Origin of the sequence: Chryseobacterium sp. Y16C (assembly GCF_022488405.1) — a bacterium.
Classification (GTDB): Bacteria; Bacteroidota; Bacteroidia; order Flavobacteriales; family Weeksellaceae; genus Chryseobacterium; species Chryseobacterium geocarposphaerae.
On sequence record NZ_CP092711.1, the window covers coordinates 43,934 to 64,934 of the forward strand.

The window sequence follows — 21,001 nt, forward strand, 5'->3', positions numbered from 1 at the left end:
CGTCAGAATGACAAACTTACTGTTAAGCTTTTTCTTAAAACTTCCCTTCAAACTTTAAAAAATTAATTGTCTATCTTTGCAAAATGGAAAAACTCACTTTTGCAGATTTTGATCTTCCGGTTAAAATTCTTGATGTTTTAGCAGATTTAGAATTATTTGAACCTACTCCTATTCAGGAAAAAAGTTTGAAACCTATACTTTCGGGACGTGATGTGATGGGAATTGCACAGACCGGAACAGGAAAAACATTAGCTTATCTTTTACCGGTTTTGAAAACCTGGAAATACAATAAATCCGGAAATCCGACGGTTTTAGTGCTGGTTCCAACCAGAGAATTGGTGGTTCAGGTTACAGAAATTCTTGAAAAATTAACGGAAAACATTACTGCAAGAGTTATTGGAATTTACGGAGGTAAGAATATCAATACACAAAAGTTGTTGTTTAATGATGGTTGTGATATTTTGGTAGGAACTCCGGGAAGGGTAATGGATTTGTCTATTGATAATGCCATTTCATTGAAGGAAGTTCAGAAACTGATCATTGATGAGTTTGACGAAATGCTTAATTTAGGATTCAGACCTCAGTTGACGCATATTTTTGAAATGATGAAAGAGAAAAGACAGAATATCTTATTCTCTGCAACCATGACCGAAGCCGTTGACGAGATGCTAGATGAATATTTTGCAAGCCCTGTTGAAATTTCACTGGCAAAATCAGGAACACCGCTTGAGAAAATAGAACAGACTGCTTATAAGGTTGAAAATTTCAATACTAAGATCAATTTGCTTGAAAATTTATTGAAAAACAATGAGGATATGTCCAAAGTTTTGATTTTCAACAATAACAAGAAGCACGCTGATTTATTATTTACTAAAATTGATGAGCTTTTTCCCGAGCAGTTTGATGTCATTCACTCCAATAAGTCTCAAAACTACCGATTGAAAGCAATGAAGCGTTTTGAGAATGAAGAAATACGAGGATTGATTACGACAGACGTCATGGCTAGAGGTTTGGATATCTCAGATATTACCCACGTGATCAACTTCGAAACTCCTGATATTCCGGAACAATATATTCACAGAATCGGTAGAACGGGTAGAGCAGATAAAGATGGTAAAGCGATAACTTTTGTTACGAAAAAAGAGGAGCCTTTGATTCTTGATATTGAGTTATTGATGGATAAAGATTTAAAATTCATCGATTTCCCTGAAGATGTAAAAATAAATCCTAAAAAGATTACGTCTGAAGAAGAGCATATTGCCATGAAGAACCCGGCTCCGGTAAAACTGAATGATGGAGGGGGAGCTTTCCACGAAAAGAAAGCAAAGAATACCAAAGAAAACTGGGGTGGACCTTCGAAAAGAAAAGCGCCTAAGAAGTTTGGAGCGAACAGAGCACAGCAGAAAGCAATCTCTAAATCTAAGAGAAAGAAATAAAATAAGAAACACTTCCATTTGGAAGTGTTTTCTTTTTATCTTTTTAAATAGACGATGTATTCATCATTCGTACCATCTCCGTCATAATCGTCATTCTCTCCCTGAAGAGCAAGTTCAGAATTGGTAAGATTTAATACTTTAAAGTTTATAGTATTATCTTCTAAATTCATTGCAAGTGTTTTTCCTGATTCATTGTAAGAATAGGTTCCCATATCGTTGTCGGAAACACAATTCCCTCCGGTTTTATAATAATCATTGCTGATTAATGCTCCATCTTCTTTGAATACAATAGTCGATTTAGCTGCACATTCATCCGGTATTTCTGTTTCAGAAGATCCATTGCCATATTTATAGCTGAATTTGTTAACCTTCCAGGTTCCGATTATTAAATTTTGATCATCATCATCTTTCTTACAAGAACTAAAAACGAAACCTGCAGCTACAGCTAATAATAAAATTTTTTTCATTGTTATTAATTTTTTTAAAGTTCACAAAGAAATGAATTTTTATTATATCGTGCAAGTAGAGTTTTTTATATTGTTTTTTTGAATTGAAAGTTGAAAAAATCATCCAATAAATGTGAATTCATGATTATTCATCATTGTTTTCACAAAGAAATTAAGCGGCTAGTTATTTTGTAATCTTAAAAAAAATAGCCTATTTCTTATTTGTTTTACTTCATATAAGGATTCATTACAGAAGTCCAAAGTCGGTAACCTTCTGGAGTCATATGGAGCATATCTTCTACAAAAAGGTCTTTTCTGATATTCCCGTTTGAATCGTTCATCACTTTTGTAATATCTATGAAATCAGCATTTTTTTCTTTTTTCATGAATTTAGCAATCTTTTTATTGGCTTCCTTCATTTGAGGCCATAGTTTCTCTCTGCTTGGCGAATATTTAATCGAAATATAATCTACTTCTATTTTCGGGAATTTCTGACGAATTTTCTGATAGAATGTTTTGAATCTGTCAACAACAACATCTGCTTTTAGTTTGTCATCATCCGCAAAATCGTTTTCCCCGCAATAAATGATGATTTGTTTAGGCTGATAATTTAAAAGATCATTTGCATAATAATTAAGATCTGTGAGTCTGGAACCTCCAAAACCTCTGTTAATAATAGTTTTGGTAGGAAAATAATTGGCTACATCCGTCCATTTTGTGAAAGAGGAGCTTCCGATCAAAAGAATAGCATTTTCAGGAGGAGTATTTTCCTGATCAAGTTTTTTGAAATTTTGAATGTCTTGCCAAAACATCGGCTTTTTTTCCTGAGAAAAGAAAAGGGCAAAAGTCAGCAATAAGAATGCTGATAACATCTTCTTCATTGTTCTAAATTTTTGTAGGATAAAGGTATAAAAAAACTCCCGGAAAAACCGGGAGTTATGTATTATTATCTTTTAAATGACATATAAACTCGATCATTGACTCCATCTGCGTTATAGTCAATATCAGTGGATAAATCTAAAATTTTAAGCTCAGAGCTTGATAAGATTTCTACTCTATAAGGTTGGTCACCATTATTATTATACTTTATGGTAAGAAGTTTAGTTTCTGTGTCATAAGTATACTTTCCTTCGCTTTTACCAGCGACTTTACAATCTGCACCGGTGCCGTTATAATATGTATATGAAGTAGAATAATCAATACTGAAATAAGTAATGTCTTTTGTACTGCATCCGGTTACCGGAGTTGTTAAAAGAACAGTTTTACCATCTTTCCCTGATACAATTTCCGTTTTATTTGTCTTCCAATCTCCTTTTAGAATATCTAATTCGTATGCTTGCATATCGTCATCTTTACAAGAAGTAAGCGCCAAGGCTGAAAAGGCAAATAAAAGTAGCTGTTTTTTCATTATCACAAATTTAAGAATGTGCTAAAATATAAATAAATTTGTAATATCAGTAATGAAATAAAGGTTTTTTAAATGAATGTTTGCAAAAAAAATGAATTTATCTGTTTAAGGTTAAAAGTTTAGAGTTTCATGCCTAATTTTTAACTGTAAACTGAAACTCTAAATCTAACATTTTATTAATAGCTCATTTCTACAATCTTGTAGGCATCCTGCGGGGTAAGTTTTTTGTATTCTCCTAAACCTAACCAGTTTCGGTCTGTAAAAGCTTTTTCTACTTTTTCGGCTGTTCCCTTATAATCTTCCGTATATTCTGAAAGTTTGGTCTGGATATGTAGGCTGTGAAAGAATTCTTCCAGTTTTTTTATTCCTAGTTCTGCTTTTTCTTCTGTACTACCATCTTTGATTCCCCAGACTCTTTCTGCATATTGAGCCAGTTTGCCTTTTTTAGTTTCAAAATTATAACGGTAATGGGAAGGTGCAATAATCGCTAAAGTTCTTGCGTGATCAATTCCGAAATAAGCGGTTAATTCATGTCCCATTGCATGTACTGCCCAGTCTGTAATCACTCCTTTTTGGATCAATCCGTTAAGAGCCATAGTACAGCACCACATAAAGTTCCCGGCAGCTTCATAATCAAAATCATCCGCTAACACCTTCGGGGCAGTTTCCTGTAAGCTGATTAAAATACTTTCAGCAATTCTCTCCTGTAAATCTGCAGAAGAAGGAGCGGTCATATATTGTTCCAAAACATGAGTATAAGCATCTGTTAATCCATTCACAATCTGATTTTTAGGAATAGATCTTACCACTTCAGGATCTAAAACAGAAAATTGCGGGAAAAGTCCAGGACCTCCGGAAGATAATTTTTCATTAGTCTCTCTTCTTGAAATCACGTATCCTGAATTCATTTCAGAACCTGTAGCCGGTAATGTTAAGATGCTTCCGAAAGGCATTCCTTCGCCTTCAAAAGTTCTCACAGGTTTTTTTAAGATTTCCCACGGTTCTCCAACATAATTAGCAGCTGCAGAAAGAAATTTTGTTCCGTCAATGACAGAACCTCCGCCAACTGCTAATAAGAAGGTGATGCTTTTTTCTTTAATAAAGTCTAGCGCATTGATCAGTACTTCATATTCAGGGTTCGCCGGAACACCACCGAACTCATAAAGGTCGTGATTTTTTAAAGCTTCTTTTACCTGATCGTAAACACCGTTGTTTTTGATGCTTCCACCTCCGTAAATCATTAAGATTTTAGCATCTTTAGGAATCTCGTTGGAAATTTTAGCAATTTCACCTTTTCCGAAAAGTATTTTTGTTGGATTTTTAAACTCGAAATTAAGCATTGTTCTTACATTTTTTGTTACCCAAATGTACGGAATGCTTTTTCAAAAATAAGTTAAGATTGTTTTAAAATTCCAATGATCATCTTAAATGATACCTATTGAAACTTCGTCTTTATTTCTTCTAAAGTATAAGTAGCAGGTATTATTTCTTTTCCGGTTCTGTCCACAAAACCATAAAGATCTGATCTTGATTTAACCAAAGCACAATCTTTTTTTATGGCATCAAATTTTTCTATTTTAGAATAGATGGCGGGAACTCTTTCTTTTCCTGATTGATCAATTAATCCATATCCATCGGAGATCGATTTAACCAAAGCAAAATTATCATCCAAAATACCAAATTTTTCAATTTTGGAATAAATAGGCTGTACGATCAGCTTTTTTTGCTTATCAATAAAACCAAAAGTTCCGGAAGATGTTTTTACCAATGCCCAATCTTTGTGATAGTCATCATATTTATAAACTTTCTCATACTGAGCAAAAGTGAAGTGGCTAAAGAATACGAATAGTAATAGGATCGATTTATAGAATGGCCCAATTGCTGATGTTTTGAAGTTCTGATTTTTCATAGTTTGTATATTGGTAAAGCGAAACTATTGAAAAAACGTATAAAGACAAAATAAAATTACCAGTATTAATGAATTAAAGAATAATCAGATGTTTTTAATAAAATCCTTTGCTTTTAGATTCTAGTTTTCCTGTTTTTCTATTTATCTTGACCAGAAATGATTCTTTTGTAGAAGATTTATTGAGTTTTGATAAATACATTACAATATAATGATCTTCAATCTTATAAGCGCCTCCGGATATATTGATGGAATCAAGCATAAAGCCATACGTTTGGGCAATCAGGAGAGCTTCCGGAAGATTATCGACATAGCCAATAAAATTTCTCAATTGCTGTTCCGTTGAAAAGTATTTAGACTGACTGTTTTCACAGGCAATAAGGTATGAAAAACAGTTTTCACCTAAACATTTCTGAAAGAAACCTTTCTCGGGAGCGGGATCGTTAATTGTCATAAATTCCGGTGCCTGACTTTCATAAACGATAGCTTTGTCTGGATCCGGATTATTACGAAATACAGACCAATATTCATATTTTTTCTCTGGAACAATGAAAGGATAAAGCAGCTCTGTATTATCCAGGATTTCAGGAATTTTTTTGAAATCAGTAGGGACTGTAATTTGGGAGAGCAGCAAACCAGGTAGCAGAAAAGAAAAGATTGAAATAATTCTCATAAGTATTTCTAAGATAAATTAGTGCCACTTAATTACTGGAATATAATTTTATAATATCCTTTTTCATCTGTTACATCTATCTTGACGCCTGTAAAAGTTATCTTATTAATCTGATAGCCATCACAGCCTCCTTTAAATTCTGATGACTGTATAGAAAAATCAAAAACTTTAAGATTAGAACTAAATTTATAGTTTTTTGTGCCATTATAAGCGCCTACATTTTCTAAAATAATTTTATCATCAGAAGTTTTGGTCAGCTGTACTGCGGTCTGGTTTTCTTCTACAATCGAATAAGAGGCCAGACTTCCATTGGTAATCAGGTTTTCATCATTGGAATTAACGAACTCAAAAACGATCGGTTGGGGAGGATTATAACAATCCTCTCCACAAGCTGTGAAAAGTAAAGAGATTACAAAGAATATAAATATCTTTTTCATGGAATATAGATTGGTGTGAATGTAAAATTAACTATTAATGCTTTGCAATCAAAATTAGCGTTATATATCCTGCAAAAATATTCATAAAATTTAAACTAAACGTGATTTGAATTCAAAACAAAATCTCCTACATTTGTTATATGATACACGACCAACGCGCAGAAAAATTCAGGCAGATTGTGGAAAATAAGTTCCAGATCTACAATTCATTATTTATGAGCCTGCCTTATGATAAAATGACGAATATCGGGATGCTGCTTCCGTTTCTTTGTGAAGAAAGCAAGATCGGCTATGAAGCCGGAAAAACGCCTGAAGAAATTGTTGAAGAATTCTTTAAAAGCCATACCGATTTGCAGACCGAAGAGCAGAAACTCGAACTGCTTTTTAAAATTATACAATATATTGAAAGACAGGTTGTTCTGTTTGATAGCATTGAAGATGCTGCATTTCCGAACCTTCACTCTGAAAGTGATAACGGAACGGTAACCAATATGTATGAACGTTCATTACAGGATCATAAACTCGAAAAAATCCGAGAGAAACTGAAAGATTTTGCGGTGAAAGTTGTATTTACAGCCCATCCGACACAGTTTTACCCGAATTCGGTGCAGAGAATCCTTCATGACCTTAGAAACGCCATTACGACAGATTCTATCACAAATATCGATATGTTGCTGCAGCAGTTGGGAAAAACTCCTTTTGTGAACAAAGAAAAACCAACTCCTATTGATGAGGCTTTGAGTATTATTTATTACCTGAGATACGTGTATTATGATACTATTGGAGAACTTTTCACTAAAATAAAATCAATATTCGGTAATGATCATTTTCATTTGCATGAAGATGTGATTCAGCTGGGTTTCTGGCCGGGAGGTGATAGGGATGGAAATCCTTTTGTGACAGCGGAAGTGACGAAAAGAGTGGCAGAAGAACTGCATTCGGCGATTTTAAAGGCTTATTATAATAATTTAAAGACGGTCCGAAGAAGGTTAAGTTTCAGAGGAGTTTCAGATGTTTTGACCAAATTGAGCAATGAGTTGTATTCTGCGATTTTCAGAAATGAAAAAATTACATCCGATGATATTATTAAGAGACTGGATGAAGCTGAAAAGATCCTGGTAGAACAGCACAATTCGTTATTTATTGACTTACTGGTAAATTTCAGAGATCGCGTAAGAATTTTCGGAACTCACTTTGCAACTTTGGATGTTCGTCAGGACAGCAGAATTCATCAGAAAGTTATCGATGAAGTTTTTGCTAAAGTTTACGGGAATATAGAAGCAAACAATGAGGATAAGTTTAATCAATTGATTCAAATCCAGGAAAAAGTAAATCCTGATGATTTTGAAGATATTATTAAAGATACTTTACTGACAGTTTCTCAGATTGCAGAAATTCAGCAACTGAATGGATTGAGAGGAATGAACCGTTATATTATCTCCAATTCCGATGCGGTAAAAGATGTGATGAATGTATACGCATTTTTCAAAATCTGTGGTTATCAGGATGAAGAAATCAATATGGATATTGTTCCGCTTTTCGAAACCATGGAAGGTCTTGCCAATGCTGAAAATGTGATGGCTGAATTGTATCAGAACCCGGTTTATAAAAAGCATCTGGAGAAAAGAGGAAATCAGCAGACGATTATGCTTGGTTTCTCAGACGGAACAAAAGACGGAGGGTATCTAAAAGCGAACTGGGAAATCTATAAAGCCAAAGAAGTGCTAACGAAACTTTCTGAAGAAAATGAAATTAAAGTAATATTCTTTGATGGTAGAGGTGGACCACCGGCAAGAGGAGGAGGCAAAACTCACGACTTCTATGCTTCACAAGGCAAAACGATTGCGAATAATAAAATAGAATTAACCATTCAGGGACAAACCATTACCAGCATTTTTGGGAATAAAGAGCAGGCGAAATATAATTTTGAGCAGCTTTTGACAGCCGGCGTTGAGAATGATGTTTTTAAAAATGCTAAAAAAGACTTAACCGAAAAAGAAAGGGCTTTAATCATTGAACTGGCGGAAATCAGTTATCAGAAATATTCAGATCTGAAAGCGCATCCTATGTTTGTTCCTTATCTTCAGGAAATGAGTACATTGGATTATTACGGAAAAACCAATATCGGAAGCCGACCTTCGAAAAGAGGAAACGGGAGTGAGCTGAAGTTTGAAGATTTAAGAGCTATTCCATTTGTAGGTTCATGGTCGCAGTTGAAGCAGAATGTTCCGGGGTTCTTCGGTTTCGGTTTTGCGATGCAGCAGATGAAGGAGCAGGGAAGGTTTGATGAAGTAAGAGAACTATATAAAGGTTCGGATTTCTTCAAAACGTTGGTTTTGAATTCAATGATGAGTATGAATAAAACATATTTCCCGCTGACTTATTATATTAAAAACAATCCGAAATTCGGTGCGTTCTGGAATATTTTGTTTGATGAATATAATCTTTCCAAGAATATTATGTTGGAGTTAACTGGTTTTAAAATGCTTCAGGAAGAAGATCCGCTTTCAAGAAAATCGGTGAAGATCCGTGAAAGAATTGTCCTTCCATTATTGAGTATTCAGCAGTATGCTTTAATGAAAATTCAGAAAGGAGAAGGAGATGTAGAAGCGTATGGAAAATTGGTGACACGTTCCTTGTTTGGAAACATTAATGCAAGTAGAAATTCAGCATAAATAAATTTTTCTACACATTATATTATGAACAATATTAAAACTATCCGTACTTTCGGATAGTTTTTTAACCTTTTTAAAATATTTATGAACATTAAATTTCTAGCTACACTTTTTATTATCTTTTCTATTGCAACTTTTGCTCAACAACCGGAAAAAATTACTTTCAAAGACACTTCAAATTTCTATTATAAAATAGTACCTGAAGGTAAACCTGCTGGATTGATTGTTATTCTGCACGGTGGCGGAGAAAGTCCAGAAAGAGTGATGAATCAGATTTATCTGGATGAACTAGCAGTAGAGAAAAACTTAATTGTGGTTTTTCCTGGTTTTGAAGACGGAGATTTTAAAATGGATATTGAACGAAAATTTTTAGACAGGATTGCAAAAGATATTGTGGAGAAGCATAAAATATCGAAAGATAAAATTTCAATTGGTGGTTTGTCTTATGGAGGAATGTTGGCTGTAAAATATGCAGAAATAGCGGTGAGAGATAAGAATACTTACTTCACTCCAAATTCAGTTTTTGCTCTTGATCCTCCTTTAGATTATGAGAAAATGTATTATCAGTTAAATCGTGATATAGAAAGGAATTTTTCAGAGGCTGCTGTAAATGAGGCGAAAAGTTTTAGAAAAGAAATGATCGAAGCGCTTGGCTATCCTGATAAAAATAAAGAGAATTATATTAAAGAATCAATGTTTTTATATACTGAGAAAGATGGTGGAAACGCTAAATATTTAATGAATATCCCTGTTTTAATGTACACAGAACCTGCAATTATATGGCAGATGAATAATAGAGGAAGAGATTTGTATGACACGAATTGTATCAGTATTACTGCTATGATGAATCTATTAAAACTGAAAGGACATAAGAACGCAGACTTAATCATTGTGAACGATAGAGGCGTTAGACCAGAAGGCTTCAGACATCCTCACTCTTGGAGTATTATGGACCCTGAAGAATGCGTTAATTGGATTTTAAAACATTTGAATCAATAACAATCAAAAAGAGCTGTTAAAATTTTTATTATTCTTTTATAAATTTCTCATAATAAACTTTATCCTTCGTTTGGATTTTGAGATAATAAACTTCTTTAGGAAAGCTCTCCACTTTTACAGATTTTTGATTGTTGACTTTAGTAATTAATCTCCCTAAATGATCATAAACCTCTAAAGAAATAACCTCACTTTCTGAAGCAATATTTAAAATATTTTTAACAGGATTGGGAAAAACAGCAATAGAATTTTTCTTGACCAGTTCAGAGGTATTTAAAACCGAATTATAAAAACTTCCGAAATTAAGAATTCCAAAGCCCATTTGATCGGTATAACTTGGAAATAGAGAAGCGGTCTGACGCAGTTTATTTCTCATCAGATCTCTGTTCATGGTAGAAAAAGCCTGAATAAGACAGGCAACTCCACCCGCAGCAATGGGCGTTGCAATAGAAGTTCCGGAAACAGTAATGAGAGATCCGTTGTCTACTGTTGTTGAGTTGGTACCTCTTGCGGCTGCATCAGGTTTGATTACTCCTGCTGAATTGGGTCCATACGAGGAAAATGCTGAAGATAGATTTGCGGAATCTACCGAGCCTATTGAGAAAACTTTTGCATTATCTGCAGGTGTTGTGATATAATGCCATGGTTGTTCTCCGGAATTACCGGCTGCAATCAGTACAAATATCCCTTTGTTGACCGCAATTTCAGCACCTCTTGCAATGAATGAAGTCGTTCCGTTCATATTGGAGTAGGAATAGTTATATTTAGGATCGTCAAAGACAGAATATCCCAGAGAAGAGGTAATCAGATCCACACCTTTTCTGTCTGCTTCTTCGGCAGCTTCAATCCAGTACATTTCCTCTTCCGGAATTTCCACTGTGGTATTCTCACTTCTGTACAGATAAAAATCTGCATCCGGAGCCGATCCTACAAAACTGTTCTGAAGGTAACCTCCGATTGCTCCTAAAACTACAGAACCATGATTATTCAGCGTTGTATTGTAAATATCAGTGTTTTTTGCAACAAAATCATAGCTGGCTTTTATTTGGCTATTTGCCCATAATCTTGAAAAAGCAGCACCTGTATTTACGAAAGGAAATCCGGTATCAATTATAGCAATAGAAACACCTGTTCCTGTATATCCTGCAAGATGCAGTGGCTTAAGATTGATTTGATCAATCTGTTCTAAACCAGAGCCATAATTGAAGATTGTAGATAGGTTATTGAATTTTTCAAAACCGTTCCATTTATTTTGATTCTGAATTTTTAAAGTTAATGAAGAATTTTTAGCAAAGCTTTGTACGGATGATACAAACGGAAGTGTTTTTATCAGATTGACCTGTGCCTGGTTAACGTTTACAGCGACGCCATTCAACCATTTGGAATAATCGGTCACAGGAATACCTAAGTTCTGGATGCTTTGTATGTAAGATTGTTCTATGGGAGCGTCCTGATCATTTAATGCTATGCCTAGATTGATTCTTCGGTTCAGGGATTTTTGAGTGAGTTCTGATAACGGATTTGCATAAAATGCAGTTTTATTCGGTTTATCATTAAAATAAACAAAAACAAGTTCTGTCTGAGCAGAAAAAGAAGAGCAAATTGCTAAAAAACAAAAAGATAGAAATTTATTCATGCATTTATTTTGTATAAAGATAAAACAAAATCAATAAAATTTTTGAAAGGATATTAAAATCCTTATTTTTACAGAAATAAATTATTACAGAATCGTGATATACAAATTTATGTAAGCAGATACTAAGAATTTGAGCGGTTATGTATAATTAAAAAATAAAATTTATATATGAAAAAGATTCAGATGGTTGACTTGCAAAGTCAGTATTACAAAATAAAAAATGACGTAGATAATGCAGTTTTAAATGTAATGGATTCAGCGGCTTTTATCAACGGTCCTGAAGTAAAGTCTTTCCAGAATGAATTGGAGTCTTATTTAGATGTGAAACATGTGATTCCTTGTGCAAATGGGACAGATGCTTTACAGATTGCTTTGATGGCGCTTGATTTACAGGAAGGTGATGAGGTAATCACGGCAGATTTTACTTTTGCTGCGACCGTGGAGGTGATTCATTTGCTTAAGCTTAAATCGGTATTGGTAGATGTGGATTATGATACCTTTACCATTTCAACGGAAGCCATTAAAAAAGCAATCACTCCAAGAACAAAAGCGATCATTCCGGTTCATATCTTCGGACAATGTGCCAATATGGAAGAGATTCTGAAAATTGCTGAAGAAAATAATCTATACGTTATTGAAGATAATGCACAGGCAATTGGTGCTGATTATACTTTTGCAGACGGAACAGTGAAAAAGTCTGGAACAATGTCGACAGTTGGAACAACTTCATTCTTCCCTTCTAAAAACTTAGGTTGCTATGGGGATGGTGGGGCTATTTTTACGAATAATGATGAATTGGCGCACCGTTTAAGAGGAATTGTCAATCACGGAATGTACGAAAGATACTATCATGATGAAGTAGGGGTAAATTCTCGTTTAGACAGTATTCAGGCTGCTGTGTTAAGAAAAAAACTTCCTCATTTAGATTCCTATAATGAGTCAAGAAGAAAAGCAGCCGATTTTTATGATGAAGCTTTTGCCAATCATCCTAATATTCTGACTCCGAAAAGAGCAGAAGATTCTACCCACGTTTTCCACCAGTATACATTGAGAATTCTGAATGGCAAACGTAATGAACTGCAAAAATTCTTGACGGAAAAAGAGATTCCTGCCATGATCTATTATCCTGTAGCATTGAGAAAACAAAAAGCTTACTATCAGGAAAGTAACGACGCAGATTTCGTAAATACAGATAAGCTTTTAGATCAGGTGATTTCTTTACCCATGCATACAGAACTTGATGATGAGCAGCTGAAGTATATTACGGATGCTGTGCTGGAATTTATGGGATAAAATGAAAAAAGTTTTTCAATATAAGCTAGTTTATTGGATTGCTCTTTTAATAAATGGAGTTTTTGCAACTTTATTTGGATTTGCTTTTTATACAAGAGTTATTACAAATTCATTTTTAAACACAAAAGATTTCATTTATTCAATATTGATTTTTTTGATAGGAGCATTGTCTGCACTATCTTTATTTTTATTGATTAAGAAAAGTGGAAGCTCCATTTTAACTTTTTCAATCACATTAATTTTAATATTGATAATTTTTTCTTACGGAATATTTGAATCGATTTTCATTATAAAAGATTTTGGCGGAGATATTTTAGATTACACTCTTATGCCGGCAATTTATTTTATATTATTTGGCTTACTTTTTATAATTCAAAAATATAAGTTTAAGGGGAGTATTATTCCATTAGAAATAGAAGAAATAGGAAAACACAAAGAATAAAAAATATTATTAAAATGGCAATACTTGTCACAGGAGGATTAGGGTACATAGGTTCACACACGGTTGTAGAATTATTAAATAACAATTTTGAAGTTGTTATTATAGATGATTTATCAAACTCGGAGAAATTTATCTTAAAAAATATTGAAGAAATTACAGGAAAGAAGCCTGTTTTCTATCCTTTCGATTTAAAAAGAAAAGAATTGCTGAATCAGGTTTTTGAAGCCCATCAAATTGATGGCTGTATCAATTTTGCAGCTTATAAAGCAGTAGGAGAGAGTCAGGAGAAGCCAGTAGATTATTATGAGAATAATTTATTTTCATTAATTAATATTTTGCAGGAATTTAAAGAAAGAGGAATTTCAAACTTTATTTTCAGTTCTTCTTGTACAGTTTACGGGCAGGCAGATCAAATGCCGATTGACGAAAATACGCCGCTAAAAATGCCGGAAAGTGTTTACGGGAAAACGAAACAAATGGGAGAAGAGATTTTGACTGATTTTGCCAAAGCATACCAGCGAAAAATTTCTTTATTGAGATATTTTAACCCGATCGGAGCCCATCCGTCAGCAAAAATCGGTGAACTTCCGATTGGAGTTCCGAATAATCTTGTTCCTTATGTAATGCAAACCGCTGCCGGAATAAGAGAAAAGCTAAATGTTTGGGGAGATGACTATCCGACTGAAGATGGAACTGCAGTGAGAGATTATATTTATGTTGTTGATCTGGCAAAAGCCCATGTCGCGGCCCTGAAAAGGTTATTGGAGAATCAATCTGAAGAAGCGGTAATTGATATTTATAATTTGGGTACAGGAAAAGGGTCTTCTGTATTGGAAGTAGTAAAAGCTTTTGAAACAGCGAATAATGTGAAAGTTCCATATCAGATTTGTCCAAGAAGGGAAGGTGATATTACAATTGCTTATGCCAATGCCGATAAAGCAGAAAAGGAGCTTAATTGGAAATCAGAGACGACTTTAGAAGATGCTTTGAAAACGACCTGGGAATGGCAAAAATATTTAAATTCAAGAAGATAATTTTTAAAAATTAAATGCTACTTTAGCAAAATAAGGGTTATATATTAAAGAATCTTTATCAGCGAAATTTTAAATAGAAATTATGAAAACAGAAAGAATAGGCATTACATTTTCTTCCTTTGATTTGCTTCATGCGGGTCACATAAAAATGTTGGAAGAAGCCAAAACGGTATGTGATTACCTTATTGTAGGGCTACAAATTGATCCTTCACATGACAGGCCCAGCAAAAATAAGCCTACCCAGACTATCGTAGAAAGGTATATTCAGCTAAAAGCAGTGAATGCAGTTGATGAGATCATTCCTTATTATACGGAAGAGGATTTAGAAGATATTCTGAAGTCATTTGTAATAGATGTAAGAATCATCGGTGACGATTATATGGACAAAGATTTTACCGGGAAAAAATACTGTGAAGAAAAGGGAATTGAGATCTTTTACAATAAAAGAGATCACAGGTTTTCATCGAGCGATTTAAGAAAAAGAATTTTTGAAGCTGAAAAGCTGAAATTATCAAATAAAGAAATAAGCAAATAAAAAATCCCGAAAGTATTACTTTCGGGATTTTTTGTGTTATATACGGAAGGATTACATTGGTCCTCCCTGTTGATCGTCTCCGGTTGCATTGGAGTTGATGTCTTTTTTACGTTTTGGTTGCTCTACTTTTTCTCCCTGCTTGAATCTGTAAGTTAAAGAAATTGAGAACTGTCTTGGTTGCCATTGCATATAGTTTCTACGGGTATAATCACTGCTGTAGCTATATATTTCTCTACTTCTTGTGTTAAAGATATCCTGGATATTGAAAGCAATAGTTCCGTCGCCTTTCCATATTGTTTTGGAAGCACCCAAATTTAAAGCATACATATCTTTAGTGTCCTGATTTGCTGATTTCTGTGCCCCTCTGTAGAACCCTTGTAGTTGGAAACTGAATGTTTTATCGACTTTAAATGTTGCATTCAATCTTGCCCTTGTAGATACTCCGCTTCCTGTAAAATCCATACTTCCAACACCTGGATTACCATTTCTGTCTATTAAATTATAAAAAGCAATACCCGAAGTTTTATATCCAAATACATCTAGGTTACCCATTAATTTTAACCACGAAAAAGGATCATATGTAAAGTTTAAATCTAAACCATAACGGTTATCATTTCCTAAATTAATTGGTTTTGTAAAGAAATCTGCAGTTCTCTCATCTTTTCTATATACCAGCATTTTATTATCATCCGTTGAATGACGGTAGTAAAGCGTAGGATTGACTGTAAATTTTCTTTTAGAAATATTATAACCAAGTTCAAAAGAATCTACATAAGATGGATTAAGATCAATATTCCCCTCAAAGACATTTTGTCTGTTTGAGTAGTTAGAATAAGGTACCATGAAGAAAGAACGAGGTCTGTCTATTCTACGGGAATAATTCAATAATATCTGATTATCTTTAGTTACATCATAGCTTAAATAGATACTGGGAAATAAATTATTATAATTTTTAGTCGTATTGATAGGAGGATCACCGCCTTGGTTTTTATAATCTATTTTAATATTGGATTGTTCATCTCTTAACCCCAATTGATATCCGAAGTTCCCAATTTTGCTTTTGAATTGTACATAAAATGCATTAAACATTTCCTGATACATAGTGGAATTGTTATAATATCCAATAACAGGATCCTGTACAGTACTGGTTACAACACTTGTATAATCATTATTATTATTGTCGATACGATAACCGGCTTCTAGTTTTGACTTTTCTCCTATTGGTAATTCATAATCTATCTTCCCTATAACGGTTTTGTTAGTAGAGTGTCTATCTGAAACATCATCGCGTACGAAATTAGAATCTAAATATTCTGCGATATCAGAATTGTTATTACTTCTGTTACTCTGTAAGCTTAATGATAGTGAAATGTTTTGCCCTTTATCATCAAATTTATGGTCGAGACCAAAATCTCCCTGAAATGCTAAATTATTATTATTCCCATTAGAATTTCTCTGCATTAGAGATGTTAGTGGCTGCCATGAATTGGCAGTTGGTGAATACCTGAAAAAATTATCAAGGGAATTCAGCTTTTCATTAGAGTCTCCTTCAAAAGTTCTGACCATACCAGAAACATTTAACGAGGTTTTATCTGAAATATCATATACAAAACCTGCTGTTGCGTTATAGTTTTTACTATAGCTTTTATTTTTGGAATCTTGAGACTGATAAGTCGGGATATCCTTAGGCTGAACAAAAGTAGGAGAGGTAGGATCTATATTATTAGGTAAAACAATATTATGGTAGGTAGTTTCAGTTTCATTTTTATTTTGGTTTTCAGTGTAACCACCACCACCATTTAAAAACCAGGTCATTTTATTTTTTCTCCAGCTTAAATTCGCATTAAGGCTGGTTCTTGGGAAATATCCTAGAGAACCGACAACACTACCATTGAAGCCCACTTTTTTACTTTTCTTAAGAATAATATTAAGAATACCAGAAGTTCCACTTGCTTCAAACTTTGAAGAAGGATTAGTAATTACCTCAATTTTCTCAATCTGATCAGCCGGAATACTTTGTAAAGCATTAGCACCATCATCAATTCCAAGTAATGCAGAAGGTTTACCATTAATTAAGAATTTCACATTTGAGCTTCCTCTCATGGAAACTGTACCATCGGTATCTACAGAAACAGAAGGCACATTAGAAAGTACATCCTGAAGATTTCCACCCTTACTTACAATATCCTGAGAAGGGTCGTAAGTTCTTTTATCAAGTTCAACTTTATAAGGTTTTGTAGATTGAGCAGTGATTACAACTGCTTGAATATCTCCGGTTTTTATATTGGTAGCACTTTTTTCCGGTTCAATAGATAAGGCGCCGATATTTCCTGCTGTAGTAATCTGTTTATTGATTACACTTTTCTTGTAATCGATTGCTTCTACCGTAATATCATAGTTTCCAGGGGTAATATCTAATTTATACTGACCTTTTTCATCAGTAAGAGCAGCATCGCTGAGAAGTTTGCTTGTCTTGTTGCTAAAGGTAACAGAAGCATAAGGTACAGGCTGGTTGTTTTTGTTGACAACAGTTCCCGAAATACCCACTTTTTCCTGTCCAAAAGCAAATGCGGCTGCAGAAAGTACAAAAGTAAGTCCTAAGGTTTTTTTAGTGAAAATGTTAATGATTTCCGTCTGATTCATAACGTTTTTTTTGTGTAAAATCGTGAAAGATTTACCTTAATATTGTGAAATTGTAAATACACCGAATTTTCATAATATTAAGATTGTTTATTATTTATAATGTATATGTCGCGTTTTAAAGCTAAATGTTAATTATTGATTAGTTAAAATAAAGTTAAATTTATTTTTTATTTGATATTATTTGAGTTGAGCCAGTCCTGATAAGCCTTTGCATTAATGGCATGCTCTTCCGCATTATCGGTAAATTTATGATAGCCAGGTCTTGATGGATCTGCACACATATAAATATAATTGTTGTTTTCAGCGTTTAAAACAGCATCAACAGAGTTTTTATCAACGATACAGATTGGTCCCGGTGGAATTCCCTTATTGGCATAGGTATTATATGGAGATGGAGTAGACAAATGCTTATAGAATACCCTTTTGATTTGCTCCTTGAAATTGGTCTGTTTATTGATGGCATAAATTACCGTTGGATCAGACTGAAGTTTCATTCCTTTTCTGTAACGGTTGAGATATAATCCAGCAATTGTTTTCTGCTCATCTTTTTTACCTCCGGATTCCTTATAAACAATTGAAGCTAAAGCATAAATCTGGTCTCTCGTTAAACCTGATTGTTGTTCTTTTCCTTTTCTCTCACTATTCCAGAATTCATTATATTGATCATCAAATTTTTTGAAAAATTCTTCCGGAGTTACCGTCCAGAAAAAGTTGTAGGTATCAATGAAGAAATACTTTTTCAGATCTTCGGCATTATTGTAGCCTTTTTCTGTTGCAATAGCATTCAGGTCGTTCACAAATTTTAAAGAATCCAATTCTGTTTTTTTAGAAACTTTACCGATCATCTGATAAACGTCTCCAAAATCACCAATTCTAAAGCTGTTTTCACTTTGATTTCCGGCCTTGATCATATTTACCAGGTTAGCATTCCCCAGTCCTTTTTGAAAGTGATATCTACCTGCCTTAAAATATTGAGCCAAATCTTTTTCTTTTGCCACGATTTCGAAAGATTCTTGATTATCAACATATTTTGCTGCAGAATCCAGGATCTGTTTGAAACTCGCTTTGTGCGGAATCAAAACATATCCGTCTTTTTTGATATTGTTTCCGTAATATTTTTTATAAAATCTAACTCCAAAAAATCCGCCTACTACAAATACAAGCAGGATGATGAAAAGAATTGCTTTTTTCATTTAAATGGTGATTAAAGTTTTTTTTGGTTTTTAAATAAGATCTACTTTTCCTCTAAAAACCTGTTTTGCGGGTCCTTCCAGCCAGATATTCTGAAAAGAATCTCCATTTTTTTCAGCATAAACCTTAAGATTTCCTCCCAGAGTTTTTACATTTACAGAGATTAGATTGCTATTTTGAAGAAAAGTTAAAGCGGAAGCTGTAACTCCTGTTCCGCAACTGTAAGTTTCATCCTCAACGCCTCGTTCATAGGTTCTTACGAAAATTTCATCATCAGAAATTTTTTCCACAAAGTTGACATTGATTCCTTTTTCCTTGTAGTTTTCAGAATTTCTGATCCCGTTTCCGTGGGCAAAAACATTATAATTGATAATATCTTCAACATATTTTACATAATGAGGCGAACCGGTATCCATCACAGTATCTTGCCCATCATTGGAAATAGTTTCTACATCCTTCATTTTAAGTTTTACGATCCCATTATGGATTTCTGCTTCATGTTCCCCATCGATGGCCATGAACTTACATTTTCCTTCAAAGATGTCAAGGAAAAATGCAAAGGCCACAGAACAGCGGGCGCCGTTTCCGCAAAAGCTTTTTGAACCATCAGAATTGTAATAATCCACTTCAAAATCATACCCTTCGGCTACATTAATTTTAATAAGTCCGTCTGCACCAATTCCAAAACGGCGGTCGCAAAGTTTTTGAATATTTTCCACTGAAAGATCATTCCATTCTCCGGAACGGTTGTCTATCATGACGAAATCATTTCCAGTGCCTTGATATTTATAAAAATCCATATTTTTTTGTCTCAATTTGAACTTGCAAAATTACTATAATTAATACAAAAAACGAACAGTGTTAACTGTTCGTTTTCTTATTTATAATGGTTTTATCTAAATCCTCCACCACTTCTGTTGGGATTGTTGTTTTGCTGAGAATTATTCTGCTGCGCATTTCCCGAATTGTTTCTGAAGCCACCATTTGAGCTGTTGTTAGAAGGATTTCGGTATTCGCTGTTTGAATTGGAAGAATTATTTCTAAATCCTCCCTGACGGTTGTTATTTTGGTTTTGATTTCCCTGATTACCTGGATTTCTAAATCCGTTATTAGGTCTTTGACCACCCTGATTGTTTCCGGTATTAGGTCTGTAACCGCCATTATAAGAACCATCGTTCACACCTCCTCTGAACCCGTTGTTAGGTCTTTGTGAAGTTGTATTTCTTCTCTCTACATATACTTTTCTCCTAGAATTATTATAGTTGTAGTAATAATAAGGCATTCCGTTGTCGTAGTAATAGGTGTAATCATTTCGGTAATAATATCCGTCATTTCCCCAATATCCTCCGCTTCCGTAATATCCGCTTGGAGCATAGTAATATCCGTTATTGTAATATGGATCCCCATATCCGTATCCAGTATCTGAATATACTGCACAAGAAGTGAGGCTGCTCATCATTAAAATGCCAAATGCTATTTTAAATAAATTTTTCATGACTTTAATTGTACTTTTTTTTCTTTATAACTTTTTTTCCAATTGAGGTATCCTAAGATAGCCATTATAGTAAATACCAAATATTGAACCGAAGTGATTCCGAGACCTTTATAAATCATCATAGGGATGCAAATAAAATCTCCTATAATCCAAAAAATCCAGTTTTCAATGCGCCTTTTAGCCATAAACCACATTCCGACTAAAAATATGGAAGTGGTTGCTATGTCTAGCTTATTGCCCCAATCTAAATGATATAAACCAAGATTCGTGCCTTTCATGGAAAAATGATTGTCTATATAAGGCTTATAATAATAGATGATCGTAACCAGGATTATGCTGAACAGAAAAAGTATAATACCATATATCCATTCTTTTCTGGATGCCCAGGTTACTTCAACATGAATATGATCATCAGAATTTTTTGCCCATAATATCCATCCGTAAATACTCATCACAGTATAATACACATTAATCATACAGTCTCCCAATAATCCAAAATTGAAAAGAATATAAACATATATTAAAGTGGAAATAATTCCGGTAGGATAGACCCAGATGTTCTTTTTGATGGAAAAATATACACTCAGGATTCCGAAGACGGTTGCAAAGGCTTCCAGGAAAATCTGGAGAGAAGTATAGCTTTCATAGGGTTTTATGAAAAGTTCATATATATTCATGAGTTCAAAAATAAACAAAAATTAAGAGAGTTGGAAATGATTTAAATGTAGTGGTAATCAGTTTTTTAAGGTTGATTG

20 protein-coding genes are annotated in these 21,001 nt (G+C 33.9%); 7 read left to right on the forward strand and 13 right to left on the reverse strand.

What is annotated here, in order from left to right; genetic code table 11:
* Positions 1-83: 83 nt before the first annotated feature.
* Positions 84-1,436: a DEAD/DEAH box helicase gene (locus tag MKS83_RS00165; protein WP_240581430.1), complete on the forward strand. Its 1,353-nt coding sequence runs from the start codon at positions 84-86 to the stop codon at positions 1,434-1,436.
* 35 nt (positions 1,437-1,471) lie between these two features.
* On the opposite strand, the gene MKS83_RS00170 is transcribed toward MKS83_RS00165, so the two are convergent.
* The 7 genes from MKS83_RS00170 to MKS83_RS00200 form a co-directional block, all read right to left on the reverse strand.
* The gene (locus tag MKS83_RS00170; protein ID WP_100375098.1) at positions 1,472-1,903 is read right to left on the reverse strand and encodes a lipocalin family protein; all 432 of its coding nucleotides are present in this window, start codon (positions 1,901-1,903) and stop codon (positions 1,472-1,474) included.
* Between the two features lie 206 nt (positions 1,904-2,109).
* Positions 2,110-2,763 (reverse strand): GDSL-type esterase/lipase family protein, encoded by a 654-nt coding sequence (locus tag MKS83_RS00175; RefSeq protein WP_240581431.1) that lies wholly within the window; start codon positions 2,761-2,763, stop codon positions 2,110-2,112.
* Between the two features lie 65 nt (positions 2,764-2,828).
* The gene (locus MKS83_RS00180) at positions 2,829-3,290 is read right to left on the reverse strand and encodes a lipocalin family protein (protein ID WP_240581432.1); all 462 of its coding nucleotides are present in this window, start codon (positions 3,288-3,290) and stop codon (positions 2,829-2,831) included.
* Positions 3,291-3,466: 176 nt separating this feature from the next.
* Complete coding sequence (locus MKS83_RS00185) at positions 3,467-4,630, reverse strand: iron-containing alcohol dehydrogenase (RefSeq protein WP_240581433.1); 1,164 nt, start codon at positions 4,628-4,630, stop codon at positions 3,467-3,469.
* Positions 4,631-4,725: 95 nt separating this feature from the next.
* Positions 4,726-5,199 (reverse strand): WG repeat-containing protein, encoded by a 474-nt coding sequence (locus MKS83_RS00190; protein WP_240581434.1) that lies wholly within the window; start codon positions 5,197-5,199, stop codon positions 4,726-4,728.
* A 94-nt stretch (positions 5,200-5,293) separates the two neighbouring features.
* Entirely contained in the window at positions 5,294-5,869 is a 576-nt protein-coding gene (locus tag MKS83_RS00195) for a hypothetical protein (RefSeq protein ID WP_240581435.1), read from the reverse strand.
* 32 nt (positions 5,870-5,901) lie between these two features.
* Positions 5,902-6,306 carry a hypothetical protein gene (locus MKS83_RS00200; protein ID WP_240581436.1) on the reverse strand — a complete coding sequence of 135 codons (405 nt, stop codon included), beginning with the start codon at positions 6,304-6,306 and terminating at the stop codon, positions 5,902-5,904.
* Between the two features lie 140 nt (positions 6,307-6,446).
* Here MKS83_RS00200 and MKS83_RS00205 point away from each other — a divergent pair, with 140 nt between their 5' ends.
* On the forward strand, positions 6,447-8,981 hold the full coding sequence (locus MKS83_RS00205; protein ID WP_240581437.1) for a phosphoenolpyruvate carboxylase: 2,535 nt from the start codon (positions 6,447-6,449) through the stop codon (positions 8,979-8,981).
* Between the two features lie 84 nt (positions 8,982-9,065).
* On the forward strand, positions 9,066-9,980 hold the full coding sequence (locus MKS83_RS00210) for a hypothetical protein (protein ID WP_240581438.1): 915 nt from the start codon (positions 9,066-9,068) through the stop codon (positions 9,978-9,980).
* Positions 9,981-10,008: 28 nt separating this feature from the next.
* Here the strand turns inward: MKS83_RS00210 and MKS83_RS00215 are convergent, their stop codons facing one another.
* Complete coding sequence (locus tag MKS83_RS00215; protein WP_240581439.1) at positions 10,009-11,613, reverse strand: S8/S53 family peptidase; 1,605 nt, start codon at positions 11,611-11,613, stop codon at positions 10,009-10,011.
* A gap of 168 nt (positions 11,614-11,781) precedes the next feature.
* On the opposite strand from MKS83_RS00215, the gene MKS83_RS00220 reads away from it, so the two are divergent.
* The 4 genes from MKS83_RS00220 to MKS83_RS00235 all read left to right on the forward strand — a co-directional run bounded on the left by MKS83_RS00220 (position 11,782) and on the right by MKS83_RS00235 (position 14,917).
* On the forward strand, positions 11,782-12,906 hold the full coding sequence (locus MKS83_RS00220) for a DegT/DnrJ/EryC1/StrS family aminotransferase (RefSeq protein WP_240581440.1): 1,125 nt from the start codon (positions 11,782-11,784) through the stop codon (positions 12,904-12,906).
* A gap of 1 nt (position 12,907) precedes the next feature.
* Positions 12,908-13,348 (forward strand): hypothetical protein, encoded by a 441-nt coding sequence (locus tag MKS83_RS00225; RefSeq protein WP_240581441.1) that lies wholly within the window; start codon positions 12,908-12,910, stop codon positions 13,346-13,348.
* A 14-nt stretch (positions 13,349-13,362) separates the two neighbouring features.
* On the forward strand, positions 13,363-14,382 hold the full coding sequence (gene galE / locus MKS83_RS00230) for a UDP-glucose 4-epimerase GalE (protein WP_240581442.1): 1,020 nt from the start codon (positions 13,363-13,365) through the stop codon (positions 14,380-14,382).
* Positions 14,383-14,464: 82 nt separating this feature from the next.
* A complete protein-coding gene (locus MKS83_RS00235) occupies positions 14,465-14,917 on the forward strand; it encodes an adenylyltransferase/cytidyltransferase family protein (protein ID WP_240581443.1) in 453 nt (150 codons plus the stop codon).
* A gap of 51 nt (positions 14,918-14,968) precedes the next feature.
* Here the strand turns inward: MKS83_RS00235 and MKS83_RS00240 are convergent, their stop codons facing one another.
* From MKS83_RS00240 to pnuC, 5 genes are all read right to left on the reverse strand, one after another.
* Complete coding sequence (locus tag MKS83_RS00240) at positions 14,969-17,560, reverse strand: TonB-dependent receptor domain-containing protein (protein WP_240581444.1); 2,592 nt, start codon at positions 17,558-17,560, stop codon at positions 14,969-14,971.
* A 167-nt stretch (positions 17,561-17,727) separates the two neighbouring features.
* Positions 17,728-18,753: an endolytic transglycosylase MltG gene (gene mltG / locus MKS83_RS00245; RefSeq protein WP_240581445.1), complete on the reverse strand. Its 1,026-nt coding sequence runs from the start codon at positions 18,751-18,753 to the stop codon at positions 17,728-17,730.
* Positions 18,754-18,783: 30 nt separating this feature from the next.
* Positions 18,784-19,551, reverse strand: coding sequence for a diaminopimelate epimerase (dapF, locus tag MKS83_RS00250; RefSeq protein WP_240581446.1), 768 nt, complete (start codon positions 19,549-19,551; stop codon positions 18,784-18,786).
* Positions 19,552-19,643: 92 nt separating this feature from the next.
* Positions 19,644-20,246 (reverse strand): hypothetical protein, encoded by a 603-nt coding sequence (locus MKS83_RS00255; RefSeq protein WP_240581447.1) that lies wholly within the window; start codon positions 20,244-20,246, stop codon positions 19,644-19,646.
* Positions 20,243-20,923 carry a nicotinamide riboside transporter PnuC gene (pnuC, locus tag MKS83_RS00260; RefSeq protein ID WP_240581448.1) on the reverse strand — a complete coding sequence of 227 codons (681 nt, stop codon included), beginning with the start codon at positions 20,921-20,923 and terminating at the stop codon, positions 20,243-20,245. The genes MKS83_RS00255 and pnuC overlap by 4 nt, the downstream gene beginning before the upstream one ends.
* Positions 20,924-21,001: the final 78 nt, after the last annotated feature.